Source organism: Variovorax sp. SRS16 (assembly GCF_901827165.1).
GTDB lineage: Bacteria > Pseudomonadota > Gammaproteobacteria > Burkholderiales > Burkholderiaceae_C > Variovorax.
In genome coordinates, this window is record NZ_LR594666.1 from 5554663 (window position 1) to 5580312 (window position 25650).

Genomic DNA, 25650 nt, shown 5'->3' on the forward strand with positions numbered 1-25650 from the left:
ATTCAGCCTTCAACCAGGTGTTGTCTTCCGAGCGACGCCGCGCTGGTGCAGCCCAGGAGACGGAGGGTCGTCTCGAGCTGTTCCTGCAGCAGCCGCATGACATGCACGACGCCGGCCGGCCCCGCCGCGCCGAGCCCGTACAGCGGCGCGCGGCCGAGCAGCACGGCGCGTGCGCCGAGCGCCAGCGCCCTGGCGATGTCGGCCCCGGTGCGGAAGCCGCCATCGACCAGCACCTGCGTCGTGCTGCCAACCGCCTGCACGACGGCTTCGAGCAGCGTCGCGCTCGCGGGCACGCCATCGAGCTGGCGCCCGCCGTGGTTGGAGACCACGATGCCGTCCACGCCATGTTCGACCGCCAGCCGCGCATCCTCGACGCACTGGATGCCCTTCAGCACGATCGGGCCCGGCCAGTGCTTGCGCACCCAGGCCAGGTCGGACCAGGCCAGAGACGGATCGATCGCCGGGATTGCCGGCGCGCCGATGGCCGCGGATCCGAAGCTCGCCGCGCCCTGGCGCGCCACCATGTTGACCAGCGCCGGCCTGCCGTGCACCGCCATGCGCCAGGCCCAGGCCGGCCGCAGGAAGACATCGCCCAGGAGCGATGGCGTGATGCGTATCGGCAAGCTCAATCCGTTGCGCCGGTCGCGCTCGCGATGGCCGGTGACCGGCACGTCGACCGTCAGCACCAGCACCCTGAATCCGGCGTCGCGCGCCCGCCGCATGATGTCTTCGCCGATGCGGCGGTCCTGCTGGACGTAGAGCTGCATCCAGAGCGGTCCGGCGCTGGCCGCCCGCACGTCCTCTATCAGCGAGGTGGAGGCCGTCGACAACGCGAACGGCACCCCGGCCCGGCTGGCGGCGGCCGCGAGATGCTCTTCGGCGCGCGGCCAGTACACGCCGTTCATGCCGGTCGGGCCGATCACGCAAGGCAGCGACAGGCGCTCGCCGAGCACCGTCACCGACGCATCGACGCGGCTGACATCGGTCATCACGCGGGGCTTGAACCTGAGCCGTGCCAGCGCGTGGCGGTTGTCCGCGTCGGTCAGCTCTTCGCCGGCTGCGCCATCGAGATAGTCGAAGGCGAAACGCGGCAGGCGCCGGCGCGCGACGCTGCGAAGGTCGGACACCGTGCAAGTCGACAGACGCCGCTGCGTGGGGGGCGACCAGCCGGACCATGCGGGCATCGTTCGACCTTCAGGCGGCGCGTTCGCGGATGTCAGACGGCGCCGTAGGCATGTTCGATCAGGCCGCTCGCCGTGACCTCGTCGGCCGTGCCACGGCCGATGACGCGGCCATGCTGCATCACGACGCAGGCATCGCAGATCTCGAGCGCGCGTTCGACCAGCTGCTCGACGAGGATCACGGTGCAGCCTTGGGAGCGCAGCTTCTGCAAGGTCTCGAGCACCTGATCCACCACCACGGGCGCGAGTCCCAACGAGGGCTCGTCGAGCATCAGGAGCCGCGGCGATCGCATCAGCGCCTGGCCGATCGCGAGCATCTGCTGCTGCCCGCCCGACAGGCCGCCGGCCGCGAGGTCGAGCTTTTCGGACAACACCGGAAACATCCCGAGCACTTCCGTCAGCCGGCCGCGCTCGTCCTCACGCGTCAGCCCGGCACCGTAGAGGCCGAGGTCGAGGTTGCTGCGCACCGACTGGTGGCGAAACAGGCGCCTGCCCTCGGCCACGTGCAGCAGGCCCTTCTGCACGATGCGTGCGGGAGACAGGCCGCCGATCGATTCGCCCTGGTAGCTGATCTCGCCCTTGGTGGGCGCAAGCAGGCCCGATATCGCCTTGAGCAAGGTGCTCTTGCCGGCGCCGTTGCTGCCGACGATGGCGCAGATCTGGCCTTCGACGACGGCGAGCGACACATCCTGCAGCACGCCGACACGCCCGTAGCCGACGTCGATGCCCGACACCGACAGCAGCGTCGCCGGCTCGCCGGCCGCCTTGTTCAGGGCTCGGACTTCAGGCAATCTTCTTCTCCGGTTCGACATCGACCGCGCGCCCGCCCATGTACGCCGACAGGACCTGCTTGTTCCTGAAGACGACGTCCGGCGGCCCCTCCGCCAGGACGGCGCCCTGGTCGAGCACCGTCACGGCCGTCGCCAGCTTGGCGACCAGATCGAGATGGTGCTCGACGATGAGCACCGTGGTGCCCGACTTCGAGATCGCCTCGATCAGGCGGCACAGGCCGTCGAGTTCGGTCATCGACAGGCCCGCCGCGGGCTCGTCGAGCAAAAGCAGCTGTGGCCGGCCGACCAGCGCCCGCGCGATTTCGGCCAGGCGCTGCTGGCCATGCGGCACCTCGCCGGCATCGGTGCCGGCGACATCGCGCAGGCCGACGAAGCTCAGGTAGCGCAGCGCCTCGGCCGTCAGTTGCTCGCGCTCCCTGCGGGCCGAAGGCAGGTCCAGTGCCACCTGCGCGAGATTGGTGGACTGGCTGGCGTAGGCGCCGAGCATGACGTTCTCGATCACCGACAGGCCCGGCACCAGCTTGGGCGTCTGGAAGGTCCTGCGGATGCCGCTGCGCGCCAGCCGTTCCGGCGCGAGGCGGCCGACATCGGCGCCATCGACCCGCACCGATCCGCCGTCGGCCGGATAGAAGCGCGTGATGACATTCAGGAGCGTCGTCTTGCCGGAGCCGTTCGGACCCACGATGGCATGGATGTGACCCGCAGGCACGTCGATCGACACGTCGCGCAAGGCGAAGACGCCGCCGAAACGCTTCTTGACGTTCTGCACCTGGAGATGCGCGCCCTTCAACCGCGGGATCGGCTCTTGCTCCACCACAGGCAATGTCACCACGGATGCCTTTTTCCAGAAGCGCGCGAGACCACCCGCGATGCCCTCCGGCATGAAGCGGATCAGCACGAGCAGCGCCGCGCCGTAGATCAGCATGCGCCAGCTCTGCAGGCTCTGGAGCAGTTCCGGCAGCAGGAAGAAGGCGATCGTGCCCAACAGCGCGCCGTGCAGGCGGCCAAGCCCGCCGAGAACGATCACGAGCAGGAAGAACATCGACATGTCGCCGGAGAAATCCTCGGGCGTGATGACCGTCTTCTGCACCGCGAAGAACGCGCCGGCGGCGCCGGCCATGAGCGCGCTCCAGACGAAGGCGAAGAGCTTCAGCCGCACCAGCGACACGCCGTTGCCCAATGCGGCCAGCGGGTTGTCGCGCAAGGCCTGCAAGGCCCGGCCGTAGCGCGAGTGCACGAGGTTGTGCATGAGGAACAGGCCGAGCGCGCAGAAGCCGAGCACCAGCCAGTACAGGTCGCGGGACGTGAATTCGTAAGCGCCGATCCTGGGCATCGGGATGCCGGTGACGCCCGCAAAGCCGTGGGTCAAGCCTTGCCACTCGACCAGCAGGCCCTGCAGCACGGTCGCGAATGCCAGGGTGATCAGCGCGAAGTACCAGGTCGACACGCGGAAGGCCGGAATCGCCATCAGCGCACCGCCGAGCGCGGTGCCGACCACGGCCAGCGGCAGGACCGTCCAGAACGACAAGTGATAGTCCACCATGCCGAGCGCCGTGATGTAGGCGCCGATCGCCACCAGTGCGCCGTGGCCGATCGAGGTCTGGCCGCCGAAGCCGGTGAGGAAATTGAGCCCCAGCGCGACCGCGAAATAGACCCACAGCTGCGTTCCGATGAAGAGCACGTAGTCGTCGCGCACGAAGATCGGCATCAACGCCAGCGCGATGAAGAACGCACCGACGAGCCGGGACTCGAGCCTTGTGCCGGAAAGCAGAGAGCGCCCCATGGTCACACCGTCCTGAGCACCTGCCTGCCGAACAGCCCTTGCGGCCTGATCAGGAGCACCAGCAGAAACATGGCGAGGCTGGCGGCATCCTGGTAGCCGGGCGACAGCGCGGCCGAGGCGAACACCTCGACCATGCCGAGCATGTAGCCGCCGACCACGGAACCGTAGTTGTTGCCGATGCCGCCGAGCGCAGCGGCCTCGAATCCCTTGATCAGCATCACGGCGCCGATCGAGACCGATGCGAAGACGATCGGGCCCGCGAGCACGCCGGCCGCCGCAGCGACCAGCCCGCTCAGCGCGAAGGACACCGCGGCCAGCCGGCCCGGGTCGATGCCGCGCAGGAGGCTGGCGTCGCGGTCTTCGGCGATCGCGAGGATCGCCTTGCCGGTTCGCGTGCGATAGAACTGCTCCGCCGCGATCACCAGGATCAGCACGAGAATGATCAGTGCCACCTGGTAGCTGCTGACCAGCACGCCGTTCTTCAGCATGGAGGCGGTCGACAGCAGCGGCGGTGCCGGCAGCGGCCGCGGATCGGGGCCGACCAGCTTGCCGACGATGTCCTCGATGATCATCGACGCGGCGAGCGTGCTGACGATCCACCCGTGCGCCCCGCCGCCGCGCTGCCGCAGGACCGGCGCCACCGCCTGCCAGTGGATGACCCAGGACACCAGCGCAATCACGGCCAGGGAAATGCCCGCTGCCAGATACCAGGCCACGCCGAACTTGGCCAGGAGCGTCGCGCAGAGCACCGCGCCCACCATCACGAGGTTGCCCTGCGCCACGTTGAAGGTGTTGGTGGGCCGGTAGACGATATTGATGCTCACGCCCACGAGCGCGTAGATGCTGCCGATCGTGAGCCCCTGGATGACGTAGCTGGGATCCATCGAGACTCTTTCAGAAGGAAGCGGAGGATGATCTCAGACCAGGCGCTCGCGGAACACGCTGTTGCCGGAGCGCGGATCCTTGGCCGACATGACGCTGGCCAGGACGATCTCGTCGGGTGTGACGCCACAGTGATTGTCGGGCGTGAAGCTGAGCTTGCAGCGCACGCCCTGGAAACCCTTGACCCGATCGAGCGCCGCCTTGACCTTGCGCGTGTCGAAGGTCTTCTCCTGCTCGATGACGCTCTTGAGCAGATAGATGAAGTCGTAGAACGGACCCGAGGCGACGTTGTACGGCGCGTTGACGTCGGGATAGGTCAGCATCTTCTTCGCGAAGTCCTGCTGGCGCTTGCCCGGCGGCTCGGATGCGGTCCACGACAGGCCCTTGAAGATCACCGCGCTCGCATTCTGCAGCGCCTCCTTGGGCACGAGGTCGAAGAGCGCCTCGTACATCAAGCCCGCATGGCCGGTGATCGGCGGGAACCACTGCTGTTCGGCCATCGCGTTGAGCACCAATGCCGCGGGCGGCGTGCTGCCGATGAAGCTGACGATGACTTCCGTCCCGGCCTTGCGCAGATTCGCGATGTACGGCCCGACCGTGCCGGAGTTCAGCGGAAAGACCTGGATCGTCGTCGGCTCCAGTTGGTAACGGGCCAGCGAGGGCTTGCAGGCCGCGATGGCGGCTTCTCCGGCGCTGGTGTTCTCGACCAACACGCCGAACTTGCGCGCGCCCTTGGCGTGGAAGTGATCGATGCACAGGTCCGCGATCATCTGCACCGAGTGGAACAGCACGTAGCTGTAGGGAAAGGTCACGCCATCCATCGGCTTGGTGCCGTTGGTGAAGCAGGCCTGCACCGTGTTCGCCGCCGTCGAAGTCGGCAGGGAGGCAAGGCACTGCGCATCGCCGGTCGGGCCGACCACGTACTGAACGCCGTCGCCCTGGATCTTTTTCATCACGCCCGGCTGCTTGGCGGGCGCCGCCTCGTCGTCGACCTCGATGCGCTCGATGGCGCGGCCGAGGATGCCGCCGGCCGCGTTGATCTCGTCGATCGCCATCAGCCCCGGCACGTAGAGCGGCGCGAAGCTCGACGCGAAGCGGCCGGTGGTCGGGCGCACCCAGCCGATCTTGAAGGGGTCGGCCGCGCGCGCGAGTCCCGCGGCGCCCAGGCCGGTGCCCATCGCCAGGCCGCCGGCCAGGCGAAGCAGCGAACGTCGGTCGATACGGCCGTCGGGCCGCGTGATCTGATCTTGCAAGGCTTGTCTCCTCAGGTTTTTCTTCGGTCCGTCGGGGTGAACGGTCGCGTCCACCGCCGTGGCAGCGCGCCGCCCGTCGCAATCAGTCGAGCAGGTCGGGCTGCTCGGCCACGATCCGCGCATACAGCGGCTGGAACTGGAAGTAGCCCGCTTCGGGCGCGCCCGCCAGGCCGGCCGTGTGCTCGGCGATGTCGGGGCTGATCAGCTTGGGTCCGCCCGTTCGCGCGGAGGCCGACTCGGCGTGGATCTGGACCTGGCAGGCACGGTCCATCGCGATGTACCACCAGGCGCATTCGTCCACCGTGCCGCCGACCGTCATCAGGCCGTGGTTCTGGAGGATCGCGGCCTTGTGGGGGCCCAGCGCCTCGGCGATCCGCTGACCTTCGTCGAGTTCCAGCACGACGCCGCCGAAATCCTCGTAGACCACGTGGTCTTTGTAGAAAGCGCACGAGTCGATGGTGATGGGGTCGAGCTTGCGGCCCAGCGCCGACCAGATCAGGCCCCAGGTCGAATGCGTGTGCGCCGCCGCGATGACGTCCGGACGCGCCTGATGGACGCGTGCGTGAATCACGAAGGCCGCGCGATTGACGTCCAGGTCGCCCTCGACCACGTCGCCGTGGTGATCGACCCGGATCAGGTTGGACACCTTGACCTGGCTGTAGTGGACGCCGAAGGGGTTGACCCAGAAGGTTTCCGGATACTGAGGATCGCGTGCCGTCACGTGGCCGGCGACCCCGTTGTCGAAGCCGAATTTGGAGAACAGGCGGAAGGTCGCGGCCAGGCGCTGCTTGCGATGCAGCCTTTCCTCACGGATCGTCGAGAACACCGGCGGCTTCATCGGAAGCACGTTGATCGCCTTGGACCGCTCCAGCGAAAGGGCCTTCGCGTCCGGTCGGAGGATGGACTTGTCGGGAGCGTTCATGGGTACTCCAATGTCTCTTGGGTGATCGATAGCCCACAGGCGCCTGCGAGCAAGGGGGAGACTAAATTCGTGCGTGGCCGCGGGCATCGTCGAAACGGACGATTCGATTGCAAAGCCGCACTGCATACCATCGCGGCATCGCCGTCCGCTTGCAGATGGCGCCATCGGAGACGCAACCCATGTTCCAGACCTCCCTCATGTCCGGCCAGCGGATTCTCGTGACCGGCGGCGGCACCGGCCTCGGCCGCGCCATGGCCGAGCGCTTTCTCTCGCTCGAGGCCGACATCGCCATCTGCGGCCGGCGCAAGGCCGTGTGCGACGAAACCGCCGCGGCCTGGCGGACCCGGTTCCCCGGACGGCGCATCGATGCCTTCGGCGTCGACCTGCGCGACGCGCAGGCGGTCGACGAGATGGTCGAGCGCCTGTTCGACGACGGCGGCTTGACGGGCCTGGTGAACAATGCAGCCGGCAACTTCGTCGCTCCGACCGAGAGCCTGTCGCCGCGCGCCTTCGATGCCATCGCCAACATCGTCTTCCATGGCACCTTCTACGTGACGCACGCTGTCGGCAAGCGCTGGGTCTCGAAAGCCAGATCCGGCGCCTGGCAGCCGGGTCAGCCCTGCCGCAACATCATGAGCGTCATCACCACCTGGGTCGACAACGGCAGCCCGTACGTGGTGCCTTCCGCGATGAGCAAGGCCGGCATCGAGGTGATGACCAAGTCGCTGGCGGTCGAATGGGCGCGCTACGGAATCCGGCTCAATGCCGTCGGCCCCGGCGAGATTCCGACCGAGGGCATGAGCAAGCGCCTGTATCCGGGAGAAGAACCTGGCGCGCGCACACGCGCCAGCAATCCCATGGCGCGCGTCGGCGACATGGACGAACTGCAGAACCTCGCGACCTTTCTGATGGCCCCTGGCCGATGCGACTGGCTCACCGGTCAGAGCATCATGCTCGACGGCGCTGGCGCCCTGGCCAACGGCGGCAATTTCTTCGAATTGCGCGAATGGTCAGATGCTGATTGGCGGAATGCGCGCGAACAGATCGAGCAACAAAATCAGAAGGATCGCCAATTGCGCTGAGAAGATTCCAGTATTCAATGCACAGGTCCATCGCGCCGCCCACACGCTGCTTGGGCACCCAGGGGTCGTGATCGGCGTCGGCACTAGGCCGCGGCTCGGGTCGCTTGGGGGTTGCGCCACCGCGCCATCAGCTCGGCCCAGCGCACGCGCGCCGCGGCGAGGTTGCGCTCCTTGACGTGGCCGTAGCCGCGGATCTGCTCGGGCAGGCTTGCGATCTCGAGGGCGGTCGCGTGGTTGGCGGCGTTGAGGCCGGCCAGGACTTCCTCGATGCTGGCGCGGTATTCGCCGATCAGGGCGCGCTCGGTCTTGCGTTCCTCGGTGCGGCCGAAGATGTCGAATGCCGTGCCGCGCAATCCCTTGAGCCGGGCCAACAGCTTGAAGCCGGTCAGCATGGCGGGGCCGAACTTCTGCTTCTGCAATTCGCCCTTGGCGTTCTTCTTCGCGATGATCGGCGGCGCGAGGTGGTAGTGGAGCTTGAAGTCGCCCTCGAACATGCCTTCGACGCGGTCGAGGAAGCTGCGGTCGGTGTGCAGCCGCGCGACTTCGTACTCGTCCTTGTAGGCCATCAGCTTGAACAGGTAGCGCGCGACGGTCTCGGTCAGGCCGGTCTTGCCGAGCGCCGCTTCGGCCTGCTGCACCCGGCCGACGAAGGCCGCGTACTGCGCGGCATAGGCCGCATTCTGGTAGCCCGTGAGGAATTCCGCGCGACGCGCCACCAGGGCCTCGACCGTCTCGCGCTTCTTGAACGCGATGATCTGGCCCGGCTGCACGCGCTTTTGCAGTTCGTCGGGGCGCTGCGCCGCCTGCCGGCCCCACGCGAAGGCCGTCTTGTTGTTCTCGACCGCCACCCCGTTGAGCTCGATCGCGCGAACCAGCGAGGCATGCTCGAGCGGAATCCAGCCCTTCTGCCACGCATAGCCCAGCAGCATCGGGTTGACGTAGAGGCTATCGCCCATCAGCGAGGTCGCGGCCGCATCGGCATCGAAGGCCCCGACGCCATCCACGCCGACCGCGCGAGCGATTTCCGCCGCGCAGGCGTCCTGCGGGTTCTGCCAGGCGATGTTGCGCACGAAGGCGGCCGTCGGCGCGCTGTGGCTGTTGAGCGCCACATGCGTGCGCCCTTCGCGCATGCGCGCCATCGTCTCGGCGTTGACGCTGACCAGCGGGTCGCAGGCCAGGACCAGATCGGCCGCGGCCGTGCCGACGCGCGTGGTGCGGATGTCGTCCTGCGTGGGGCCGATCAGCACATGGCTCCAGGTGGCGCCGCCCTTCTGCGCCAGGCCCGCCGCGTCCTGCGTGACGATGCCCTTGCCCTCGATGTGCGCCGCCATGCCCAGCAGCTGGCCGATGGTGATGACGCCGGTGCCGCCGACGCCCGCCACCACCACGCCCCAGACCTTGCCGCCTTCGAGCACCGGCAGCACGGGTTCGTCGAGCGCGCCGAGCTCGGCCGGCATCGACGCCTTGTCCTTCGCCTTCTTCTTCAGCTGGCCGCCCTCCACCGTGACGAAGCTCGGGCAGAAACCCTTGAGGCAACTCATGTCCTTGTTGCAGCTGCTCTGGTTGATGGTGCGCTTGCGGCCGAACTCGGTCTCCAGCGGCTCGACCGACAGGCAGTTGCTCTGCACGCTGCAGTCGCCGCAGCCCTCGCACACCAGTTCGTTGATGACCACCCGCTTGGCCGGATCGACCGCCGTGCCGCGCTTGCGGCGGCGGCGCTTCTCGGTCGCGCAGGTCTGGTCGTAGATGATGGCGGTGGTGCCGGCGATCTGGCGGAACTCGCGCTGGACCTCGTCGAGCTCGTCGCGATGCCGCACCCTGACGTTGTCGCCGGGCACGCGCACGCCCTCGTATTTCTCGGGCTCGTCGGTCACGACCACGACCTTGATGGCGCCTTCCGCATGCAGGCTCTCGGCGATCTGCAGCACCGAGTGGCCCTCGGGCCGCTCGCCGACCGGCTGGCCGCCGGTCATCGCGACCGCATCGTTGTAGAGGATCTTGTAGGTGATGTTCACGCCGGCCGCGATGCTCTGCCGGATCGCGAGCAGGCCGCTGTGGAAATACGTGCCGTCGCCCAGGTTGGCGAAGATGTGCTGGTCGGTGGTGAAGGGCTGCTGGCCGACCCATGGCACGCCCTCGCCGCCCATCTGCGTGAAGCCGATGGTCGAACGGTCCATCCAGGTCGCCATGAAGTGGCAACCGATGCCGGCCAGCGCGCGCGAGCCCTCGGGCACGACGGTGCTGGTGTTGTGCGGGCAGCCCGAGCAGAACCAGGGCTGGCGGCCGGCGTCCGACACGCCGCTGGCCGATGGCGCCGCCATCGCGCGTTCCTTGGCTTCGAGGATCGCCAGCTGGGCATCGATGCGCGCCGCCATGTCGGCGCCGGCCGCGGCCAGGAGGCCGGTCTTGCGCAGGCGCTGCGCGATCGCCTTGGCAATCAGCGCGGGATTCAGATCGGCATTGGCGCGCAGCAGCGTGTGCGCGGTCGGATTGGGCATCGACCATTCGCCGCCGGCGTAGCCCTCGGCCTGGTGCACCTCGCCCTCGTCGAACTTGCCGACCACGTTGGGCCGCACGTCGGCGCGCCAGTTGTAGAGCTCTTCCTTGAGCTGGTACTCGATGACCTGCCGCTTTTCCTCCACCACGAGGATTTCCTGCAGGCCGGTCGCGAACGCGCGCGTCAGCTGCGCTTCGAGCGGCCACACCACGCCCACCTTGTGCAGCCGGATGCCGAGCTGCCGGCAGGCCGCATCGTCCAGGCCGAGATCGATCAGCGCCTGGCGCGTGTCGTTGAAGGCCTTGCCGCTGGCCATGATGCCGAAGCGATCGTTCGGGCCTTCGATGACGTTGTGGTTGAGGCGGTTGGCGCGGATGTAGGCCAGCGCGGCGTACCACTTGTAGTGCATCAGCCGCGCTTCCTGCTCCAGCGCATGGTCGGGCCAGCGGATGTGCAGCCCGCCGGGCGGCATCTGGAAATCGGTCGGCACCACGATCTGCACGCGCTCCGGATCGATCATCGCGGTGGCGCTCGATTCGACGATCTCCTGGATCGTCTTCATGCCCGACCAGATGCCCGCGAAGCGGCTCAGCGCGAAGGCATGGATGCCGAGGTCGAGGATCTCCTGCACGTTGGCCGGAAAGAACACCGGCGTGCCGCAGGCCTTGAAGATGTGGTCGCTCTGGTGCGCGGCGGTCGAGCTCTTGGAGATGTGGTCGTCGCCGGCCACCGCGATCACGCCGCCGAACTCCGTGGTGCCGGCCATGTTGGCATGCTTGAAGACGTCCGAGCAGCGGTCCACGCCGGGACCCTTGCCGTACCAGATGCCGAACACGCCGTCGAAGCGGTTGGTGCCGGCCGGCGAGAAGCCGAGCTGCTGGGTGCCCCAGAGCGCGGTCGCGGCGAGCTCTTCATTCACGCCCGGCTGGAAGACGATGTTCTGTTCCTTCAGGAACTTGCTGGCCTTCCAGAGTGCCTGGTCGTAGCCGCCGAGCGGCGAGCCGCGGTAGCCGCTGATGAAGCCGGCCGTGTTCTTGCCGGCCTGCTGGTCGCGCAGACGCTGCAGCATCGGCAGCTTGACCAGCGCCTGCACGCCGGACATGAAGGCGCGGCCGTAGTCCAGCGAATACTTGTCGTCGAGCGTGACGGTTTCGAGGGCGCGGCGGATGTGCTCGGGCAGCGGTGCGTTCATCGTGGTGTCTCCATTCGATGCAAAGTGTATGCCTGCGGCTGTGATAGGTGTTTGCGTTCTTTGCCTCGCCAAGCCGCTGTTTTGAAAGGATCTTGCTTAAGATGCCGTTCCATGGAAAGCATTGACAAGTTCGACCTCGCGATCCTGCAAGAACTGCAGACCGACGCCCGCCTCACCAACGCCGAACTCGCCCAGCGCGTGGGCCTCTCGGCCGCGCCCTGCTGGCGCCGGGTGCGCGCACTCGAGAAGGCCGGCTACATCCGCGGCTACCACGCCGAGATCAACCGCCAGAAGATCGGGCTGGGCGTGCTGGCCTTCGTGCGCCTGGACACCGACCGCGCGACCGGCGACGTGACGCGCAAGCTCGAGGACGCGATCCGCAAGCTGCCGGAGGTGATTACCTGCCATTACATCAGCGGCTCGGGCATGTTCGAATTGCAGGTGGTGGCCGAGGACCTTGACGGCTTCTCGCGCTTCGCGCTCAACAGCCTGATGCACCTGCCCAACGTGAAAGACCTGCACACCAGCTTCTCGCTCGGCGAGGTCAAGGCCAGCCATGCGCTCCCGCTGGGCCATCTGGCGCCGAAACCGGCCCGGCCCGTGAAGGCCGCCCGCCGCGGCGCGAAGACGTAGCGGCCCGGTTCAGCCCCGCGCGGGGATGCCCAGGCCGCGGACCACCGCGGGCCGCGCAACGAAGGCTTCGAGCACCCGCGTGACCTGCGGATAGTCCTGGATCCCCACCAGCTCGCCAGCCTCGTAGAAGCCGATCAGGTTGCGCACCCAGGGGAAGGTCGCGATGTCGGCGATGGTGTACGCATCGCCCATGATCCAGGCCCGGCCCGCGAGCCGCTCTTCGAGCACGCCGAGCAGGCGCCTGGCCTCCGCGACATAGCGATCGCGCGGGCGCTTGTCCTCGTAGGCCTTGCCGGCGAACTTGTTGAAGAAACCGACCTGGCCGAACATCGGACCGATGCCGCCCATCTGGAACATCAGCCACTGCAGGGTCTGGTAGCGGCCCGCGTCGTCCTTCGGCATGAGCTGGCCCGACTTGCCGGCCAGGTAGACCAGGATCGCGCCCGATTCGAACAGCCCCAGCGGCTGCCCGTCCGGACCGTTCGGATCGAGGATCGCCGGGATCTTGTTGTTGGGGTTGAGCGAGCGGAACTCCGGCGACAGTTGGTCGTGGTGGTCGAAGGCCACCAGATGCGGCTCGTAGGGCAGGCCGGTCTCCTCCAGCATGATCGAGACCTTGACGCCGTTGGGCGTCGGCAGCGAATAGAGCTGGATGCGATCGGGATGGCGCGCGGGCCATTTGCGGGTGATGGGGAAGGCAGTGAGATCGGTCATGCAGGGTCCTTGGAGCCGCCAGTATGCATGCCGTGCGCGTCCAGCATCGGCGGGCGCCGGTCGGCGAAGGGCACGGCCCGGTGCCACGCATCGGCGATCTGCAGCACCTCCAGATCGGCACGCGGCCGGCCCATGATCTGCAAGCCCATCGGCAGGCCTTCTGCATTGAAGCCGGCCGGCACCGCGATCACCGGCAAGCCGGCCAGCGTGCCGCCGATGACCACCTCCATCCAGCGGTGGTAAGTGTCCATCGCGCGCCCGCCGACTTCCTTGGGCCATGCGATGTCGACGTCGAAGGGAAAGACCTGCGCACTCGGCAGCACCAGGTAGTCGCAGCGCTCGAACAGCCGGCCGAGTGCGCCGTACCAGGCCGAGCGGTCGCAGGTGGCGCGGTAGACCGCCTGCGCATCGAGATGCCGGCCCTGCTCGATTTCCCAGATCGCCTCCGGCTTGAGCAGCGCGCGCTGGCGCGCATCCGCGTACACCGGCCGCAGCCGGCCGGCCACCAGGAAGCTGCGCAGCGTGAGCCAGGTGCGCCACAGGCGTTCCATGTCGAAGTCCGGGCGGGCGTCCTCGACCGTGCAGCCGATGTCCTCGAAGTGGCGCAGCGATGCTTGGCACAGCGACAGCACGCCCGCCTCCATCGGCAGCCGGCCGCCGTAGTCGCCGAGCCAGCCGATGCGCGTGCCGGCGAAGTCGCGTGCCAGCGGTGCGGCGAAGCGCGCCGGATCGCCGTTCTGCGACAGCGGCGCACGCGGGTCGGGGCCGGCCTGGACCGACAGCAGCATCGCCACGTCCTGCGGTGTTCGGCCCATCGGGCCCTCGGTGCCCAGCTGCTGGAAGAACAGCTCGTCCGCCGGCCCGTGCGGAACGAGGCCCATCGAGGGCCGCATGCCGTAGATGTGCTGCCAGCCGGCCGGGTTGCGCAGCGACCCCATCATGTCGCTGCCGTCGGCGACCGGCAGCATCCGCAGCGCCAGCGCGGCCGCGGCGCCGCCACTGCTGCCGCCGGCCGAGCGCGCCGGGTCCCAGGCATTGCGCGTGGCGCCGAAGACGCCGTTGTAGGTGTGCGAGCCCAGGCCGAACTCGGGCGTGTTGCTCTTGCCGACGAAGATCGCGCCGGCGCGGCGCATGCGCTCCACCACCCACGCGTCGTGCGGCGGCACGTGCTGCGCGAGGGCGCGAAAGCCCATCGTGGTCGGGATGCCCGCGGTCGCCGCGAGGTCCTTGGGCGCCTGCGGAAAGCCGTGCATCCAGCCCATCGACTCGCCGCGCCGCAACGCCTCGTCGTGCCGATCGGCCTCTGCCAACAGACGCTCGGGATCCTGCAGCGACACCAGCGCATTGACCTGCGGATTGAAGCGCGCGATCTGCGCGAGGTAGGCCTGCATCACCTCGCGGCACGACACGCTGCGCGCGTGGATCGCAGTGGACAGCGCGGTCGCGCTCAGCGCGACGAGTTCGGTCGGATTCATGCGCGCAGTATCGGCCTCCACGGGGCCGGGCGCTCAAGGGCGCAGGCGCTCAGGGCTTCGCGGGAATCGGCGTCACGGTTTCGCGGAGGATGCCGCCGCCCATCACGCTGCCTTCCACCGTGGTCTGGCCGGTGCCGCGCATGCGGGCCTCGCACTCGGCGCGCGCGGAAGCCGGCTGCTCGCTGCAGCGTGCCGTGGCGTTCTGTTCTTCCACCCTCGGCGGCGGGCTGGTGAGTCCGTTGCGCGCGGCTTCCTGACGCGCCGCGCCCGCTTCGCGCAGGCAGGCGGCGCGGTCCTGCTGGACGCCATCGCAGGTGGCGCGCTCGCGCTGCAGCGTCGTGCCGCCCCCCGCGGGGTCCGCGGCCGAGGCGGCGCCGGCGAAAAGAAGACCGCCCGCCGCAAGGACGAGAGCCAGGGTGGAATGAACGGCGGATTTCATGAGAGGCGCTCCTTTTCGCAACGCCAGGACGGCGCTGCTGCGCTGCCAGTGTGCGGCCCGCAGGCGCCGGGGCTTGTGGGACGGGAGGAGCTGCGCGGCGAGTCCCAGGCCGCGCGGCGGGCTCAGGCTTCGAGCGCCGCCTTGGCCTCGAACATCTTGCGGTCGCTGCGGCGGAACAGCGTCTCCGGGGTGTCCTCGGCTTCGGCCAACGCGACGCCGATGCTCACGGTGACCCGGAGTTCGGGCGACCAATGGTCCCAGCGCAGGGCGGCCATCTTCGAATGGATCTGCCGGCACAGCGACTGCGCCGCCTCCACGGTCGTATGCGGGAACAGCACGACGAATTCGTCGCCGCCCAGCCGGGCGGGCAGGTCGGTCTGCCGGACCGAAGCCCGGATGGCATCGGCGACGGTCTTGAGCACGTCGTCGCCCGCCGCATGGGAGTAGGTGTCGTTGACGCACTTGAAGTCGTTGAGATCGATCAGCGCCAGGCACAGCGGCTGCTTCGAATTCGATTCGTTCTTCAGCGCCTGGGCCAGCGCAACGTCGAAGCTGCGGCGATTCGGAATCCCGGTCAGCGAATCCTCGAAGGACAGCCGCTCCAGCTCCTGCGAATGCTGGGCCAGCAGGCGCAGGTGCTGCTCGCTGGTGCGGATGTCCAGATGGGTCTGCACGACGCCGTGGCGGCTGTCGAGGATCTCGCTGCGCACGCGCAACTCGCGCCGGCGGTGCGCGCCCTCTTCCTCGAGCGCACGGGCGTACTGGCCCTGCGCCTTGAAGATCTGGGTCAGCAGCAGGTGGCCCACATTGGCCATCTGCTCGAATTCGGCATCGCCCGCCAGCTCGATCAGGACGGCGGCCTCGCGCTGGGCGCCTTCCATGTCCTGCCGGCCCCAGTGCAGCTCGGCGCGCACCCAGTGGCTGATGACGTTGGCCACCTGCGCGTACTTGGCCGGCTGGGCGCGGTCCTCGGCGGCGATCCATTCCTGCTCCGCGGCATCGAGGCGGCCTTCCCAGCACAGGCACAGCGCCAGGCTGGAGCGCGCGAAGCGCTGCAGGACGGAACGCACGCCGGGCAGCATCGGAAACGGCGAGCCCTCCTCGAACAGATCGCTGCAATCGGCCAGGCGCTGGCGCAGGGTGGCGGTGCTGGGCATCACGCCGGTGAAGTAGCGCTCGCTGGACAGCCGCATGACTTCCAACCAGGCCATGTTGGTGCGCGGCAGCAATACATTGCTCACGGGCGCGTAGAGCAGCGCAAGGCGCTCGGACTCGCGCAGCGAGGCCTCGGCCTTCGTGAAGCTCTTGCTCCAGAGGTAGGTGACGCCGAGGTAGTTGTGCAGGTTGACCTGGTGCGGCCCCGGCGCCAGCAGTTCGCCCAGCTTCACGCTGAGCAGCGCCGCCTCGACCGCCTCGGCATCGCGCCCCAGGATGCTGCTGGCATGCGCGAACAGGGACAGCGCCGAGGCCTCGCTGGAGATGTCGCCATCGAGCTGCGACAGCTGCACGGCCCGCTGCGCCGTCGCGATGGCACGGCGAAACTGCCCGAGCACGCGGTCGTACTGCGCCAGCGCCATCAGCGCCTGCGCCTGCATCGACCGGTCGCCCAGATCCTCGGCCGTCTTCAGCACCGACACCGCGAGGCTGCGCGCCGCCTCGACCTCTCCGCCCTCGAGCAGCCGCCGCGCTTCGTCGAGCGGTGCGGACGCCGAGGGTTCCGAAGATTGCTGTGCATCCATGCGGCGATTGTCCGGCATGGCGGGCGGCGTCAGGAAGAAGTGCGTCACCATTCAGCCACGCTGCTGTCGGCACTGCGCGACGGGAAGGCATGATGCGTCCATCCCGCTTTCGGGTTCGTTCAGGAATTCCGCATGTTGAAGAAGGTATGGCGCCAGGTCCCTGCAGCAGAGCGGCCGACGCGCATGCGCCGATGAAGACGCCCGCACGGCTGCAATCGCTGATCGACGAAGGCCTCATCGACACCGTGGTGCGGCAGCTGATGAGCGGCAAGGAGGCGATGGTCTACGTCGTGCGCCGCGGCGACGAGACGCTGTGCGCGAAGATCTACAAGGAAGCGACGCAGCGCAGCTTCCGGCAGGCCGTCGACTACACCGAGAACCGCAAGGTCAAGAATACGCGGCAGGCGCGCGCGATGGCCAAGGGCACGAAATTCGGACGCGAGGTCACCGAGGCGGCGTGGCAGAGCGCCGAGGTCGACGCACTCTATCGGCTGGCCGCCGCCGGCGTGCGCGTGCCGGCGCCGCACAACTTCTGGGACGGCGTGCTGCTGATGGAGCTCGTGACCGATGCCGGGGGCGATGCGGCGCCGCGGCTCAACGACGTCGCCTTCGCGCCCGAGCAGGCGCGCACGCACCACGCGACCCTGCTGACGGAAGTGGTGCGCATGTTGTGTGCCGGTGTCGTGCACGGCGACCTGTCGGAGTTCAACGTGCTGCTGGCGGCCGACGGCCCGGTCATCATCGACCTGCCGCAGGCCGTGGACGCCGCAGGCAACAACCACGCCAGGCGCATGCTGCTGCGCGACGTCGCCAACCTGCGCGGCTTCTTCGGCCAGTTCGCGCCCGAGCTGCTGGCCACCCACTACGGCGAGGAGATCTGGCAACTGTACGAGCAGGGCGCCCTGCGCCCGGGCTCGACGCTGACCGGCGTGTTCGTGCGCCAGGCCGGCGCGGTCGACCTCGAAGGCGTCCTGCGCGAGGTCGGCGATGCGCGTGCCGAGGAGGCCGCACGGCGCCTGCGCCTGCAGACCCGGAGCTGATCGCGCGGCCGGCGCGCCTCGCTTTGTCAGGGCTTCAATTCGCCGAGGACCGTCGGGATCAGTTCCGATACCGTCGGATGGATGTGCATCGTGCGCCGCAGCGCATCGCCCGTCGCGCCGGCCGCCATGGTGTCGAGGATGCCGTGGATGGCTTCGTCGCCGCCGACGCCCAGGATCGCCGCGCCGAGGATGGTGCGCGTATCGGCATCGACCACCACCTTCATGAAGCCGGCCGTCTCGCCCTTCTCCACGGCGCGGCCGACACGGGTCATCGGGCGCTGCCCGACCTCGATGCGCCGGCCCGAGGCACGCGCCTGGGCCTCGGTCAGGCCGACGCGGCCGAGCGGCGGGTCGATGTACAGCGCGTAGGCCGGGATGCGGTCGCTCACGCGGCGCCTGTCCTTGTCCAGCAGATTGGCGGCGACGATCTCGAAGTCGTTGTAGGCGGTGTGCGTGAAGGCGCCGCGCCCGTTGCAGTCGCCCAGCGCCCAGATGCCGGGCGTGGAGGTCCTCAGTTCGTCGTCGACACGGATGTAGCCGTGCGCATCGGTCTCGACGCCCGCGTGTTCGAGGCCGAGGTCGTCGGTGTTCGGCCGCCGGCCGACGGCCAGCAGCACATGGGAACCGCTCACCTCGGGTTCGCCGGACTGGCAATCGACGCCGACCGCGATGGCCTCGCCGTCGGGCCGCAAGCGGATGCACTCGGCATCGAGCCGCACCGCGATGCCTTCGCCTTCGAGGATCTCGCGGATCGCATGCGAGACATCCGCGTCCTCGCGCGCGACGAGGCGCGGGCCCTTCTCGACGATCGTCACCTCGGCGCCGAAGCGGCGGTACATCTGCGCGAACTCGAGGCCGATGTAGCTGCCGCCGATCACCACCAGATGGCGCGGCACGCGATCGAGTTCGAGGATAGAGGTGTTGGTGAGGAAGGCCACGTCCTCGACACCCGGCAGCGGCGGCACGGCCGCGCGCCCGCCCACGTTGATGAAGATGCGCGGCGCGCCGAGCGAATCGGCGCCGACGCGCAGCTCGGTCGCCGACACGAAGCGCGCATGGCCTTCGAAGACGGTGCAGCCCTTCATCTGCCGGAGCCACTTCTCGACGCCGTGGCGCGCGTCGCTCGACACCTTGTCCTTGCGCGCCTTGACGGCCGGCATGTCGATGCCCACCGGCGCGTCGATGGTCACGCCGAAGTCGCGCGCGCGGCGCGCCAGGTGCGCGGCGTACGCGCTCGCGACCAGCGCCTTGGTCGGCATGCAGCCGGTGTTGACGCAGGTGCCGCCGAACAGCTTGCGCTCGACGATCGCCACCGTCATTCCCGCCGCGACGAAGCGGCCGGCCAGCGAAGGGCCGGCCTGTCCGGCGCCGATCACGATGGCGTCGAACGCGTGCTTCATTCGCAGCCTCGCCCTACCGGGCCGGCACCGGCGCCGTCTCGCGCAACGGGCCGCCCTTGATCACCAGTTGCACCGCCACCGCCACCACGATATTGAGCGCCAGCGCGCTCAACCCGGTGTAGAGCGTGAAGCTGCCGCCGCCGACCACGAAGGTATGGACCGGCTTGATGCCGTCCGTGAACGCGAGCCAGCTGCCGCCGACAAGGCCGACCACCCAGCCGGCCAGCAGCGCCGGCGCGCGGAACCAGCCGACGAACAGGCCGAACACCACCGCCGGAAAGGTCTGCAGAATCCAGACGCCGCCGAGCAACTGGAGATCGAGCGCGAACTGCGTCGGCAGGAGCAGGATGAACACCAGCGCGCCGAGCTTGACCACCAGCGAGACGATCTTCGCGACCTTCGCCTCGCCGGCCGGCGTCACGTCGGGCTGCACATAGGCCTTCCAGAAATTGCGCGTGAACAGGTTGGCCGCGCCGATCGACATCACCGCCGCCGGCACCAGCGCGCCGATCGCGATGGCCGCGAACGCGAAGCCGCTGAACCACGACGGGAAGAGCGCATTGAAGAGCGCCGGCACCACGTCGTTGTTGCTCTTCACACTGAGCTTGGCCGCATAGGCCATGTAGCCCAGCAGCGCGATCAGGCCCAGCAGAACCGTGTAGGCCGGCAGGAAGACCGCGTTCTTGCGGATCGTGTTGGCGCTCTTCGCGGCGAAGATGCCGGTCAGCGTGTGCGGGTACATGAAGGCCGCCAGCGCCGAGCCCAGCGCCAGGCTCGCGAAGGGCAGGTACTGCGCCGGCTTGAGCGTGAGGCCGGTCGCGCCGCCCTTGGCCGCGAAGGCATCGCCGGCCGCATGGAACACGCTCGCGTAGCCGCCGAGCTTGATCGGCACCAGCACCACCGCCACCAGCACCACGATGTAGATCATCAGGTCCTTGACGAAGGCGATCAGTGCCGGCGCGCGCAGCCCGGCCGAATAGGTGTAGAGCGCGAGGATCACGAAGGCCGCCGCCAGCGGCAGCTCGCCGGTGAGGCCGAGCGCCTTGATGACGACCTCCATGCCGACGAGTTGCAGCGCGATGTAGGGCATGGTCGCAACGACGCCGGTGATCGCGATCGCGAGTTCGAGCGCGCGCGAACCGTAGCGGCCATAGACCACGTCGGCCGCCGTCACGTGGCCGGCGCGCTGCGCCGCATGCCAGAGCTTCGGCATGATCACGAAGACGATCGGGTAGACGAGGATCGTGTAGGGCAGCGCGAAGAAGCCGTAGGCGCCGACCGCATAGACCAGCGCCGGCACGGCGATCACCGTGTAGGCGGTGTAGAAATCGCCGCCGACCAGGAACCAGGTGATCCAGGTGCCGAAGTTGCGCCCGCCCAGGCCCCACTCGTCGAGGTGCGCGCCCTTGGACGCGCTGCCGCCGGTCTGCCAGCGCGAGGCCGCGAAGCCCATCACGGTGACCAGCACGAAGAAGAAGACGAAGACCGCCAGCGCGGTCCAGTTGATCTGGCCGTCCATCACTCGTCTCCCTGTTCGTAGTGATGGCGGTACACGATCCAGATCAGCAGGGCCGTGATCGGCACCCACAGCAGCTGGTACCAGTAGAAGAAGGGAAAGCCGAAGAGCGCCGGCAACTCGCTGTTGTAGAAGGGCAGCCACAACAGACCGACGAAAGGCAGCAGGAGCAGGATCCACATGTGCTGATCTCCTTGGAAGTGTTGTTGTTCAGGACACGCGCGAGGTGGTTATAGAGCAAAAGCAGCGCGCACGCGCGCGGCCGCCGGATTGGAACCGCGCCGCGACCGGGCGTTGGGCACCGGGCCCGCTTGACGGCATGATCGGGCGTATGCACCTGCATCTGTCCCATCTGCTCGAGCACTACGGCTACCTCGCCGTCTTCATCGCCGGCCTGTTCGAGGGCGAGACCATGCTGATGCTCGGCGCCTACGCCGTCCACGAAGGCTATCTGTCGCTGTGGCCGCTGGTCGCGTGCGGCGCGGCGGCCGCCTTCCTGACCGACCAGTTCTACTTCCATCTCGGCCGCCGCAATGGCGCAGAGCTGCTGGTGCGCCGCCCGAAGCTGCGCGCCCATATCGAGCGCGTCAACGGCTTCGTCGCCCGCCATCCGGTGGCGACGATCTTCCTGATGCGCTTCGCCTGGGGCTTTCGCGTCGTGCTGCCGGCCGCGCTCGGCATGGGCCGCATGCGCACGCCCACCTATGCGGCGCTCACCGCCATCGCGTCGGTGGTCTGGGCCACGGTGGTGAGCCTGTTCGGCGTCACGCTCACGGGCTGGATCCATGCTTCGGTCGGACGCCTGCGTCCGTATGAGCATCAGATCATCCTGGCCGCGCTGGTGATCACGCTGGTGGTCGCGCTGTTCCGGCAATGGCGATCGCGGCGCTGAGCGCAAGCCCCGGACGAAGCGCACGCATCCGTTACCATCCCTTTCGTCCTCCTGCATGAATACGAACGACAGCGCGTTTCTCACCGACGTCCTCGACCTGCTGCTCGACGTCGTCTGCGTCGTCGACACCGCGGGACGCTTCGTCTTCGTCAGCGGCGCCTGCGAGCGCGTGTTCGGCTACGCGGCCGGCGAGATGATCGGCCAGCCGATGATCGACTTCGTGTTCCCCGCCGACCGCCCCCGCACGCTGAACGCGGTCGACGAGATCGTCGCCGGCACACACAAGCCCCATTTCGAGAACCGCTATCTGCGCAAGGACGGGCAGATCGTGCACATCATGTGGTCGGCCCAGTGGTCCCCGGTGCGCCAGATGCGGGTCGCCGTCGCGCGCGACGTGACCGAGCGCAAGCGCGCCGAGTCGATGCGGGCGGCGCTGCATGCGGTCTCCGAGGCCGCCTTCGCCGCCAGGGACCTGGTGGCCTTGTTCCAGCGCGTGCACCACATCATCGGCGAGCTGCTGCCGGCCGCGAATTTCTTCGTCGCGCTCTATGACGAAACGACGGCCGAGCTGAGTTTCCCCTACCACGCCGACGACGGCTTCAAGGTGCTGGCGCCGCGCCCGCTGGACTCGGACACGCTCAGCGCCGAGGTGATCCGCACCGGGCGCGCCCTGCTTCGCACCTCCGACGCCCGGGCCGCGCTGCCGGCGCGCGTGCAGCTCGACGTCGGACCGGATTCGCTCGCCTGGCTCGGCGTGCCGCTCAAGACGCAGAAGAAGGGCGTCATCGGCGCGCTGGTCGTGCAGAGCTATTCGCCCGAGGTGCACTACGCCGAGCGCGACGTGGAACTGCTCGAGTTCGTCTGCGCCCAGGTCGCCGCGGCGATCGAGCGCAAGCAGATCGAGGCCTGGCTGCTGCACGCCTCCCAGCACGACGCGCTGACCGGTCTGCCCAACCGGGAGCGGCTGCAGGAGCGGATGCGCGCGGCGCTGGACGGCCCGCGCGGACACGCCGCGCCGTTCGCGCTGCTCTACCTCGACCTCGACATGTTCAAGCAGGTCAACGACCGCCTGGGCCATGCGGCGGGCGACCTGCTGCTGCAGCAGACCGCGCGCCGCCTCGAAGCCTGCATGCGCGGATCCGACACCGTCGGGCGGGTCGGCGGCGACGAGTTCCTGGTGCTGCTCGATTCGCCGGCCGCGCCGCAGCAGGCGCTCGAGATGGCCGAGCGCATCCTTGCCGCGCTCGGCCGGCCCTTCGACCTCGGCGGCGAGGTGGTGTCGGTCTCGCCGAGCATCGGCGTCGCGCTGTGGCCCGAGCACGGCGACGATCCGACGCGCCTGATCCGCCATGCCGACGAAGCGATGTACCGCGCCAAGCGGGAAGGCGGCAACGGCTTTCGCCTGGCAGCGAGCGCGCCGGGATCCTGAGGCGGGCGGATGGCCTGCATCAGGCCACGCGCGCCCGCCGCGTTACCGCAGCACGTTCGCGCGGCCGGACATCGCGGCCAGCGCGGCACGCAGCCCGGCCACGGGGCTGGTGAACGGGCGGCGGCCCGCGCCCAGCCGGGCCGCAGGCGCCATGGACGCCTGGGCCAGCGCCACGCGGTCCGCACCCGCGGCGTAGGCGGCCGTCACCGCGTCGGTGATCGATGCGGCATAGCGCTGCGCGTCGCCCTGCCTGAAGAGCGCCCACGCGCCCGCGACGAGCCGCACGTCCACCCTCGCGCCGGTGCGGCGCGCCGCTTGCGCGAACAGTGCCGTCGTCGGCGCCACGGTCGTCCCGGCCGCGCACAGCACGACGACCTTGCCGCCCGCGTCGACCGCGGCATCGGCCAGCGCCGCATCCGCGCGCAGCATCGGTACGCGCGAACGCGCCATCGCAGCGTCGATCGAAGGCCCCAGCGTGGAGCAGGTGAGCAGCACGGCATCCGCGTCCTCGCCCAGCGAAAGAAGCAGCGCACCGGTGGCCTCGGCGATCGCCGGCGTCAGACCGCCGGCCTTTTCGGCATCGAGCAGGAGTTCGGGCCGCACGACATGGCGAAGCGCGTCCTGTGCCAGGCCGAGCTCGGCCGCGGCGGCCTCGAAGATCGCGATGTTGCTGTCGGCGGTGTGAAGGCAGGCGATGCGCATGGTCGTGTCGTTGAGGCCGCCGCAGCATCGCCGCCAAAAAGCTGCGACGCCTATTCGGTGTGCTCGAGAGCCCGCCCCGCGCGGATCACGGTACGCCGCCGGCCGTGCCGGTCCAGCAGCTCGTGTTCGTCGCTCGCGGCCAGCAGCACGAGGTCGGCGGGGCAGCCCTGCGCGATGCGGCCGTCCCAGGCCAGCCGCATCGCGCGCGCGGGGTTCACGGTGATCGCATCGAGCCAGTCGGCGGCCGGCGCGAGGTGCGCCATCTGCACGCCGAGGCCGAAGGTCTCCAGCAGGTCGTAGCCGCCGTAGGGATAGAAGGCATCCTGCACATTGTCGGTCGCGAGGCTCGCGCGCACGCCCTGCGCCGCGGCCTCGCGGATGCGGGTGATGCCGCGCGGCACGGGCGTGCGGTCCCACGCGCCCTGCAGGTAGAGGTTGGTGGTCGGCAGCGCGATCAGATGGATGCCGGCCTCGGCGCACAGGCGCAGCGTGTCGGTGGCCGCCGCGTCGTCCTGCGCGGACAGCGAACAGGCATGGCCGCACACCACGTGGCCGTGCAGTCCGCGTGCGATCACCAGGTGGGCGATGGTGCGCAGGCCCGTGGCCTCGGGATCGAGCCCTTCGTCGACATGGAAGTCGAGCGCGAGCTGGTGTTCCTGCGCCAGGTCGAACACGCGGCCGAGCTTGTGCACGATGCCCGGGTTGCGGTAGACGAAGGCGCCGAGCACGCCGCCGGCGCGCTGCACCGATTGCGCGATGCGCCGGCCCACCTCGGCATCGGCGAACACGTCGAGCGGCGTGAGCGCGACGAACTGCAGCTCGACGCGGCCATGCCATTGCTCGCGCAACTGCTCGAAGACCGCGAGCGACACCGGCGGTTCGGCGCCCTGCCAGTCGAGATGCGTACGCAGCGCGCGCGTGCCGGCGGCCCAGGCTTCGTGCAGGGCGCGCAGCATGCGCGAGCGCAGCGCATCGGCGGTCCAGTGCACGCGATGGGCCGCCATGCGCTCGATGGCCGTGAACAGATGGCCCTCGGCCGCACCGGTCTCCTGCACCGTGAAGTTCTTGTCGATGTGCGCATGGGCATCGACCGTGGCGCTGAGCAATGTGCCGCGCGCCGGATGCGGGCTCGGCACGATGCTGGCGACCTGCGCGCCGGCCAGCGTGACGTCGAACACATTCGCATCGCCCGCCGTGAAGCCGCGCAGGCGCGGCGGGATGCGCACGGCTTCGAGCTTCATGGGCGCGGCGTGCGGGGCAGCGCGCGCATCCATGCCAGGCCGTCGGAGGTGCCGTTCGCGACCGCGCCGCGGCGCGGCCGGTATTCGCAGCCGATCCAGCCGTCCCAGCCGCATTGCGCCGAGACCTCGTCGATGACGTCGAAGAGATAGGGATGGTTCAGCTCGCCGAGATCGGGCTCGTGCCGCTCGGGCACGCCGGCGATCTGGAAGTGCGAGACGCGGCCGGTCGGCAGGTACTTGCGGATCTTCATCGCCACGTCGCCCTCGACGATCTGGCAGTGGTAGAGGTCCATCTGCACCTTGAGGTTGGGCGCGCCGACCCGCTCGACGATCTCGTGCGCATGGTCCTGCCGGTTGAGGAAGAAGCGCGGGATGTCGCGCGTGTTGATCGGCTCGATCAGCACCTCGCGCCCCGCCTTGGCCGCCTCGGCCGCGGCCCAGCGCAGGTTCTCGATGTAGACCGGCTGCACCGTCTCGCGCTCGATGCCCTGCGGAACCAGGCCGGCCATGAAGTGAATGCGCGGGCAGTCGAGCGCCGCCGCATAGTCCAGCGCCTTGTGCACGCCCTCGCGGAATTCGGCCTCGCGCCCGGGCAGGCAGGCGAGGCCGCGATCATCGCGCTGCCAATCACCCGGCGGTCCGTTGAAGAGCACTTGCCGCAGGCCATTGGCCGCCAGGCGCGCAGCAAGCTCGCGCGGGTCGTAGGCATAGGGGAACAGGTATTCGACGGCATGGAAGCCATCCCTGGCGGCGGCCTCGAAGCGGTCGAGGAAATCCAGCTCCGCATAGAGCATCGACAGGTTGGCGGCGAAACGGGGCATGACGGCAATCTCTCTCTGACCAGCGA

Annotated in this window: 22 protein-coding genes; 5 read left to right on the forward strand and 17 right to left on the reverse strand. The window is 68.9% G+C overall.

The features are described from left to right. Positions 1-2: 2 nt before the first annotated feature. The 6 genes from E5P2_RS26785 to E5P2_RS26810 all read right to left on the reverse strand — a co-directional run bounded on the left by E5P2_RS26785 (position 3) and on the right by E5P2_RS26810 (position 6812). The gene (locus E5P2_RS26785) at positions 3-1184 is read right to left on the reverse strand and encodes an alpha-hydroxy acid oxidase (protein WP_162570118.1); all 1182 of its coding nucleotides are present in this window, start codon (positions 1182-1184) and stop codon (positions 3-5) included. 32 nt (positions 1185-1216) lie between these two features. Then, positions 1217-1972, reverse strand: a complete 756-nt coding sequence (locus tag E5P2_RS26790; protein WP_197908556.1) for an ABC transporter ATP-binding protein — start codon at positions 1970-1972, stop codon at positions 1217-1219. Beyond that, positions 1965-3755 (reverse strand): branched-chain amino acid ABC transporter ATP-binding protein/permease, encoded by a 1791-nt coding sequence (locus E5P2_RS26795; protein ID WP_162570119.1) that lies wholly within the window; start codon positions 3753-3755, stop codon positions 1965-1967. Before E5P2_RS26795 ends, E5P2_RS26790 begins: the two co-directional genes overlap by 8 nt. Positions 3756-3757: 2 nt before the next feature. After that, positions 3758-4639: a branched-chain amino acid ABC transporter permease gene (locus E5P2_RS26800; protein ID WP_162570120.1), complete on the reverse strand. Its 882-nt coding sequence runs from the start codon at positions 4637-4639 to the stop codon at positions 3758-3760. A gap of 33 nt (positions 4640-4672) precedes the next feature. After that, positions 4673-5890 carry an ABC transporter substrate-binding protein gene (locus E5P2_RS26805; protein WP_162570121.1) on the reverse strand — a complete coding sequence of 406 codons (1218 nt, stop codon included), beginning with the start codon at positions 5888-5890 and terminating at the stop codon, positions 4673-4675. 82 nt (positions 5891-5972) lie between these two features. Next, positions 5973-6812 (reverse strand): class II aldolase/adducin family protein, encoded by an 840-nt coding sequence (locus E5P2_RS26810; RefSeq protein WP_162570122.1) that lies wholly within the window; start codon positions 6810-6812, stop codon positions 5973-5975. A 179-nt stretch (positions 6813-6991) separates the two neighbouring features. On the opposite strand from E5P2_RS26810, the gene E5P2_RS26815 reads away from it, so the two are divergent. Continuing rightward, on the forward strand, positions 6992-7894 hold the full coding sequence (locus E5P2_RS26815) for an SDR family oxidoreductase (protein WP_162570123.1): 903 nt from the start codon (positions 6992-6994) through the stop codon (positions 7892-7894). 83 nt (positions 7895-7977) lie between these two features. Here E5P2_RS26815 and E5P2_RS26820 read toward each other — a convergent pair whose 3' ends face one another. Continuing rightward, positions 7978-11583 carry an indolepyruvate ferredoxin oxidoreductase family protein gene (locus E5P2_RS26820; protein ID WP_162570124.1) on the reverse strand — a complete coding sequence of 1202 codons (3606 nt, stop codon included), beginning with the start codon at positions 11581-11583 and terminating at the stop codon, positions 7978-7980. A gap of 111 nt (positions 11584-11694) precedes the next feature. Between E5P2_RS26820 and E5P2_RS26825 the strand changes: the two genes are divergently transcribed. Next, positions 11695-12216, forward strand: a complete 522-nt coding sequence (locus E5P2_RS26825; protein WP_162570125.1) for an Lrp/AsnC family transcriptional regulator — start codon at positions 11695-11697, stop codon at positions 12214-12216. A 9-nt stretch (positions 12217-12225) separates the two neighbouring features. Here the strand turns inward: E5P2_RS26825 and E5P2_RS26830 are convergent, their stop codons facing one another. The 4 genes from E5P2_RS26830 to E5P2_RS26845 form a co-directional block, all read right to left on the reverse strand. After that, entirely contained in the window at positions 12226-12930 is a 705-nt protein-coding gene (locus E5P2_RS26830; RefSeq protein ID WP_162570126.1) for a glutathione binding-like protein, read from the reverse strand. Beyond that, complete coding sequence (locus E5P2_RS26835) at positions 12927-14405, reverse strand: amidase (RefSeq protein ID WP_162570127.1); 1479 nt, start codon at positions 14403-14405, stop codon at positions 12927-12929. The genes E5P2_RS26830 and E5P2_RS26835 overlap by 4 nt, the downstream gene beginning before the upstream one ends. A 49-nt stretch (positions 14406-14454) precedes the next feature. Beyond that, complete coding sequence (locus E5P2_RS26840) at positions 14455-14844, reverse strand: hypothetical protein (protein ID WP_162570128.1); 390 nt, start codon at positions 14842-14844, stop codon at positions 14455-14457. Between the two features lie 122 nt (positions 14845-14966). After that, entirely contained in the window at positions 14967-16634 is a 1668-nt protein-coding gene (locus tag E5P2_RS26845; RefSeq protein ID WP_232080863.1) for a tetratricopeptide repeat-containing diguanylate cyclase, read from the reverse strand. A 140-nt stretch (positions 16635-16774) separates the two neighbouring features. Here E5P2_RS26845 and E5P2_RS26850 point away from each other — a divergent pair, with 140 nt between their 5' ends. Continuing rightward, positions 16775-17623, forward strand: a complete 849-nt coding sequence (locus E5P2_RS26850) for a PA4780 family RIO1-like protein kinase (protein ID WP_162570130.1) — start codon at positions 16775-16777, stop codon at positions 17621-17623. Positions 17624-17649: 26 nt separating this feature from the next. Here the strand turns inward: E5P2_RS26850 and E5P2_RS26855 are convergent, their stop codons facing one another. Genes E5P2_RS26855 through E5P2_RS26865 form a run of 3 tightly spaced genes read right to left on the reverse strand, consistent with a single transcriptional unit; the run spans position 17650 to position 20721 of the window. Next, positions 17650-19023, reverse strand: a complete 1374-nt coding sequence (locus tag E5P2_RS26855) for an FAD-containing oxidoreductase (protein WP_162570131.1) — start codon at positions 19021-19023, stop codon at positions 17650-17652. Positions 19024-19036: 13 nt separating this feature from the next. Then, positions 19037-20542 (reverse strand): monocarboxylate uptake permease MctP, encoded by a 1506-nt coding sequence (gene mctP, locus E5P2_RS26860; protein ID WP_162570132.1) that lies wholly within the window; start codon positions 20540-20542, stop codon positions 19037-19039. Beyond that, entirely contained in the window at positions 20542-20721 is a 180-nt protein-coding gene (locus tag E5P2_RS26865; RefSeq protein WP_162570133.1) for a DUF3311 domain-containing protein, read from the reverse strand. The genes mctP and E5P2_RS26865 overlap by 1 nt, the downstream gene beginning before the upstream one ends. Before the next feature lie 149 nt (positions 20722-20870). Between E5P2_RS26865 and E5P2_RS26870 the strand changes: the two genes are divergently transcribed. Then, positions 20871-21431, forward strand: coding sequence for a DedA family protein (locus E5P2_RS26870; protein WP_162570134.1), 561 nt, complete (start codon positions 20871-20873; stop codon positions 21429-21431). A 55-nt stretch (positions 21432-21486) separates the two neighbouring features. Next, the gene (locus E5P2_RS26875; RefSeq protein WP_162570135.1) at positions 21487-22860 is read left to right on the forward strand and encodes a sensor domain-containing protein; all 1374 of its coding nucleotides are present in this window, start codon (positions 21487-21489) and stop codon (positions 22858-22860) included. A 42-nt stretch (positions 22861-22902) separates the two neighbouring features. Here E5P2_RS26875 and E5P2_RS26880 read toward each other — a convergent pair whose 3' ends face one another. The 3 genes from E5P2_RS26880 to otnI are packed head-to-tail and all read right to left on the reverse strand — an operon-like array spanning position 22903 to position 25624. Then, positions 22903-23562 carry an aspartate/glutamate racemase family protein gene (locus tag E5P2_RS26880; RefSeq protein ID WP_162570136.1) on the reverse strand — a complete coding sequence of 220 codons (660 nt, stop codon included), beginning with the start codon at positions 23560-23562 and terminating at the stop codon, positions 22903-22905. Positions 23563-23612: 50 nt separating this feature from the next. Beyond that, a complete protein-coding gene (locus E5P2_RS26885) occupies positions 23613-24803 on the reverse strand; it encodes an amidohydrolase family protein (protein ID WP_162570137.1) in 1191 nt (396 codons plus the stop codon). Then, positions 24800-25624, reverse strand: a complete 825-nt coding sequence (otnI, locus tag E5P2_RS26890) for a 2-oxo-tetronate isomerase (protein WP_162570138.1) — start codon at positions 25622-25624, stop codon at positions 24800-24802. Before otnI ends, E5P2_RS26885 begins: the two co-directional genes overlap by 4 nt. Positions 25625-25650 lie beyond the last annotated feature (26 nt).

Excerpts from the sequence above, each read along its gene's own strand:
- otnI (WP_162570138.1), bottom strand. The coding sequence starts at position 25,624 with ATGCCCCGTTTCGCCGCCAACCTGTCGATGCTCTATGCGGAGCTGGAT.
- E5P2_RS26885 (WP_162570137.1), bottom strand. The coding sequence starts at position 24,803 with ATGAAGCTCGAAGCCGTGCGCATCCCGCCGCGCCTGCGCGGCTTCACG.
- E5P2_RS26820 (WP_162570124.1), bottom strand. The coding sequence starts at position 11,583 with ATGAACGCACCGCTGCCCGAGCACATCCGCCGCGCCCTCGAAACCGTC.
- E5P2_RS26875 (WP_162570135.1), top strand. The coding sequence starts at position 21,487 with ATGAATACGAACGACAGCGCGTTTCTCACCGACGTCCTCGACCTGCTG.
- E5P2_RS26880 (WP_162570136.1), bottom strand. The coding sequence starts at position 23,562 with ATGCGCATCGCCTGCCTTCACACCGCCGACAGCAACATCGCGATCTTC.
- E5P2_RS26815 (WP_162570123.1), top strand. The coding sequence starts at position 6,992 with ATGTTCCAGACCTCCCTCATGTCCGGCCAGCGGATTCTCGTGACCGGC.
- E5P2_RS26800 (WP_162570120.1), bottom strand. The coding sequence starts at position 4,639 with ATGGATCCCAGCTACGTCATCCAGGGGCTCACGATCGGCAGCATCTAC.
- E5P2_RS26795 (WP_162570119.1), bottom strand. The coding sequence starts at position 3,755 with ATGGGGCGCTCTCTGCTTTCCGGCACAAGGCTCGAGTCCCGGCTCGTC.
- E5P2_RS26855 (WP_162570131.1), bottom strand. The coding sequence starts at position 19,023 with ATGAAGCACGCGTTCGACGCCATCGTGATCGGCGCCGGACAGGCCGGC.
- E5P2_RS26785 (WP_162570118.1), bottom strand. The coding sequence starts at position 1,184 with ATGCCCGCATGGTCCGGCTGGTCGCCCCCCACGCAGCGGCGTCTGTCG.
- E5P2_RS26870 (WP_162570134.1), top strand. The coding sequence starts at position 20,871 with ATGCACCTGCATCTGTCCCATCTGCTCGAGCACTACGGCTACCTCGCC.
- E5P2_RS26810 (WP_162570122.1), bottom strand. The coding sequence starts at position 6,812 with ATGAACGCTCCCGACAAGTCCATCCTCCGACCGGACGCGAAGGCCCTT.
- E5P2_RS26835 (WP_162570127.1), bottom strand. The coding sequence starts at position 14,405 with ATGAATCCGACCGAACTCGTCGCGCTGAGCGCGACCGCGCTGTCCACT.
- E5P2_RS26830 (WP_162570126.1), bottom strand. The coding sequence starts at position 12,930 with ATGACCGATCTCACTGCCTTCCCCATCACCCGCAAATGGCCCGCGCGC.
- E5P2_RS26845 (WP_232080863.1), bottom strand. The coding sequence starts at position 16,634 with ATGGTGACGCACTTCTTCCTGACGCCGCCCGCCATGCCGGACAATCGC.
- mctP (WP_162570132.1), bottom strand. The coding sequence starts at position 20,542 with ATGGACGGCCAGATCAACTGGACCGCGCTGGCGGTCTTCGTCTTCTTC.
- E5P2_RS26850 (WP_162570130.1), top strand. The coding sequence starts at position 16,775 with ATGAAGACGCCCGCACGGCTGCAATCGCTGATCGACGAAGGCCTCATC.
- E5P2_RS26840 (WP_162570128.1), bottom strand. The coding sequence starts at position 14,844 with ATGAAATCCGCCGTTCATTCCACCCTGGCTCTCGTCCTTGCGGCGGGC.
- E5P2_RS26865 (WP_162570133.1), bottom strand. The coding sequence starts at position 20,721 with ATGTGGATCCTGCTCCTGCTGCCTTTCGTCGGTCTGTTGTGGCTGCCC.
- E5P2_RS26825 (WP_162570125.1), top strand. The coding sequence starts at position 11,695 with ATGGAAAGCATTGACAAGTTCGACCTCGCGATCCTGCAAGAACTGCAG.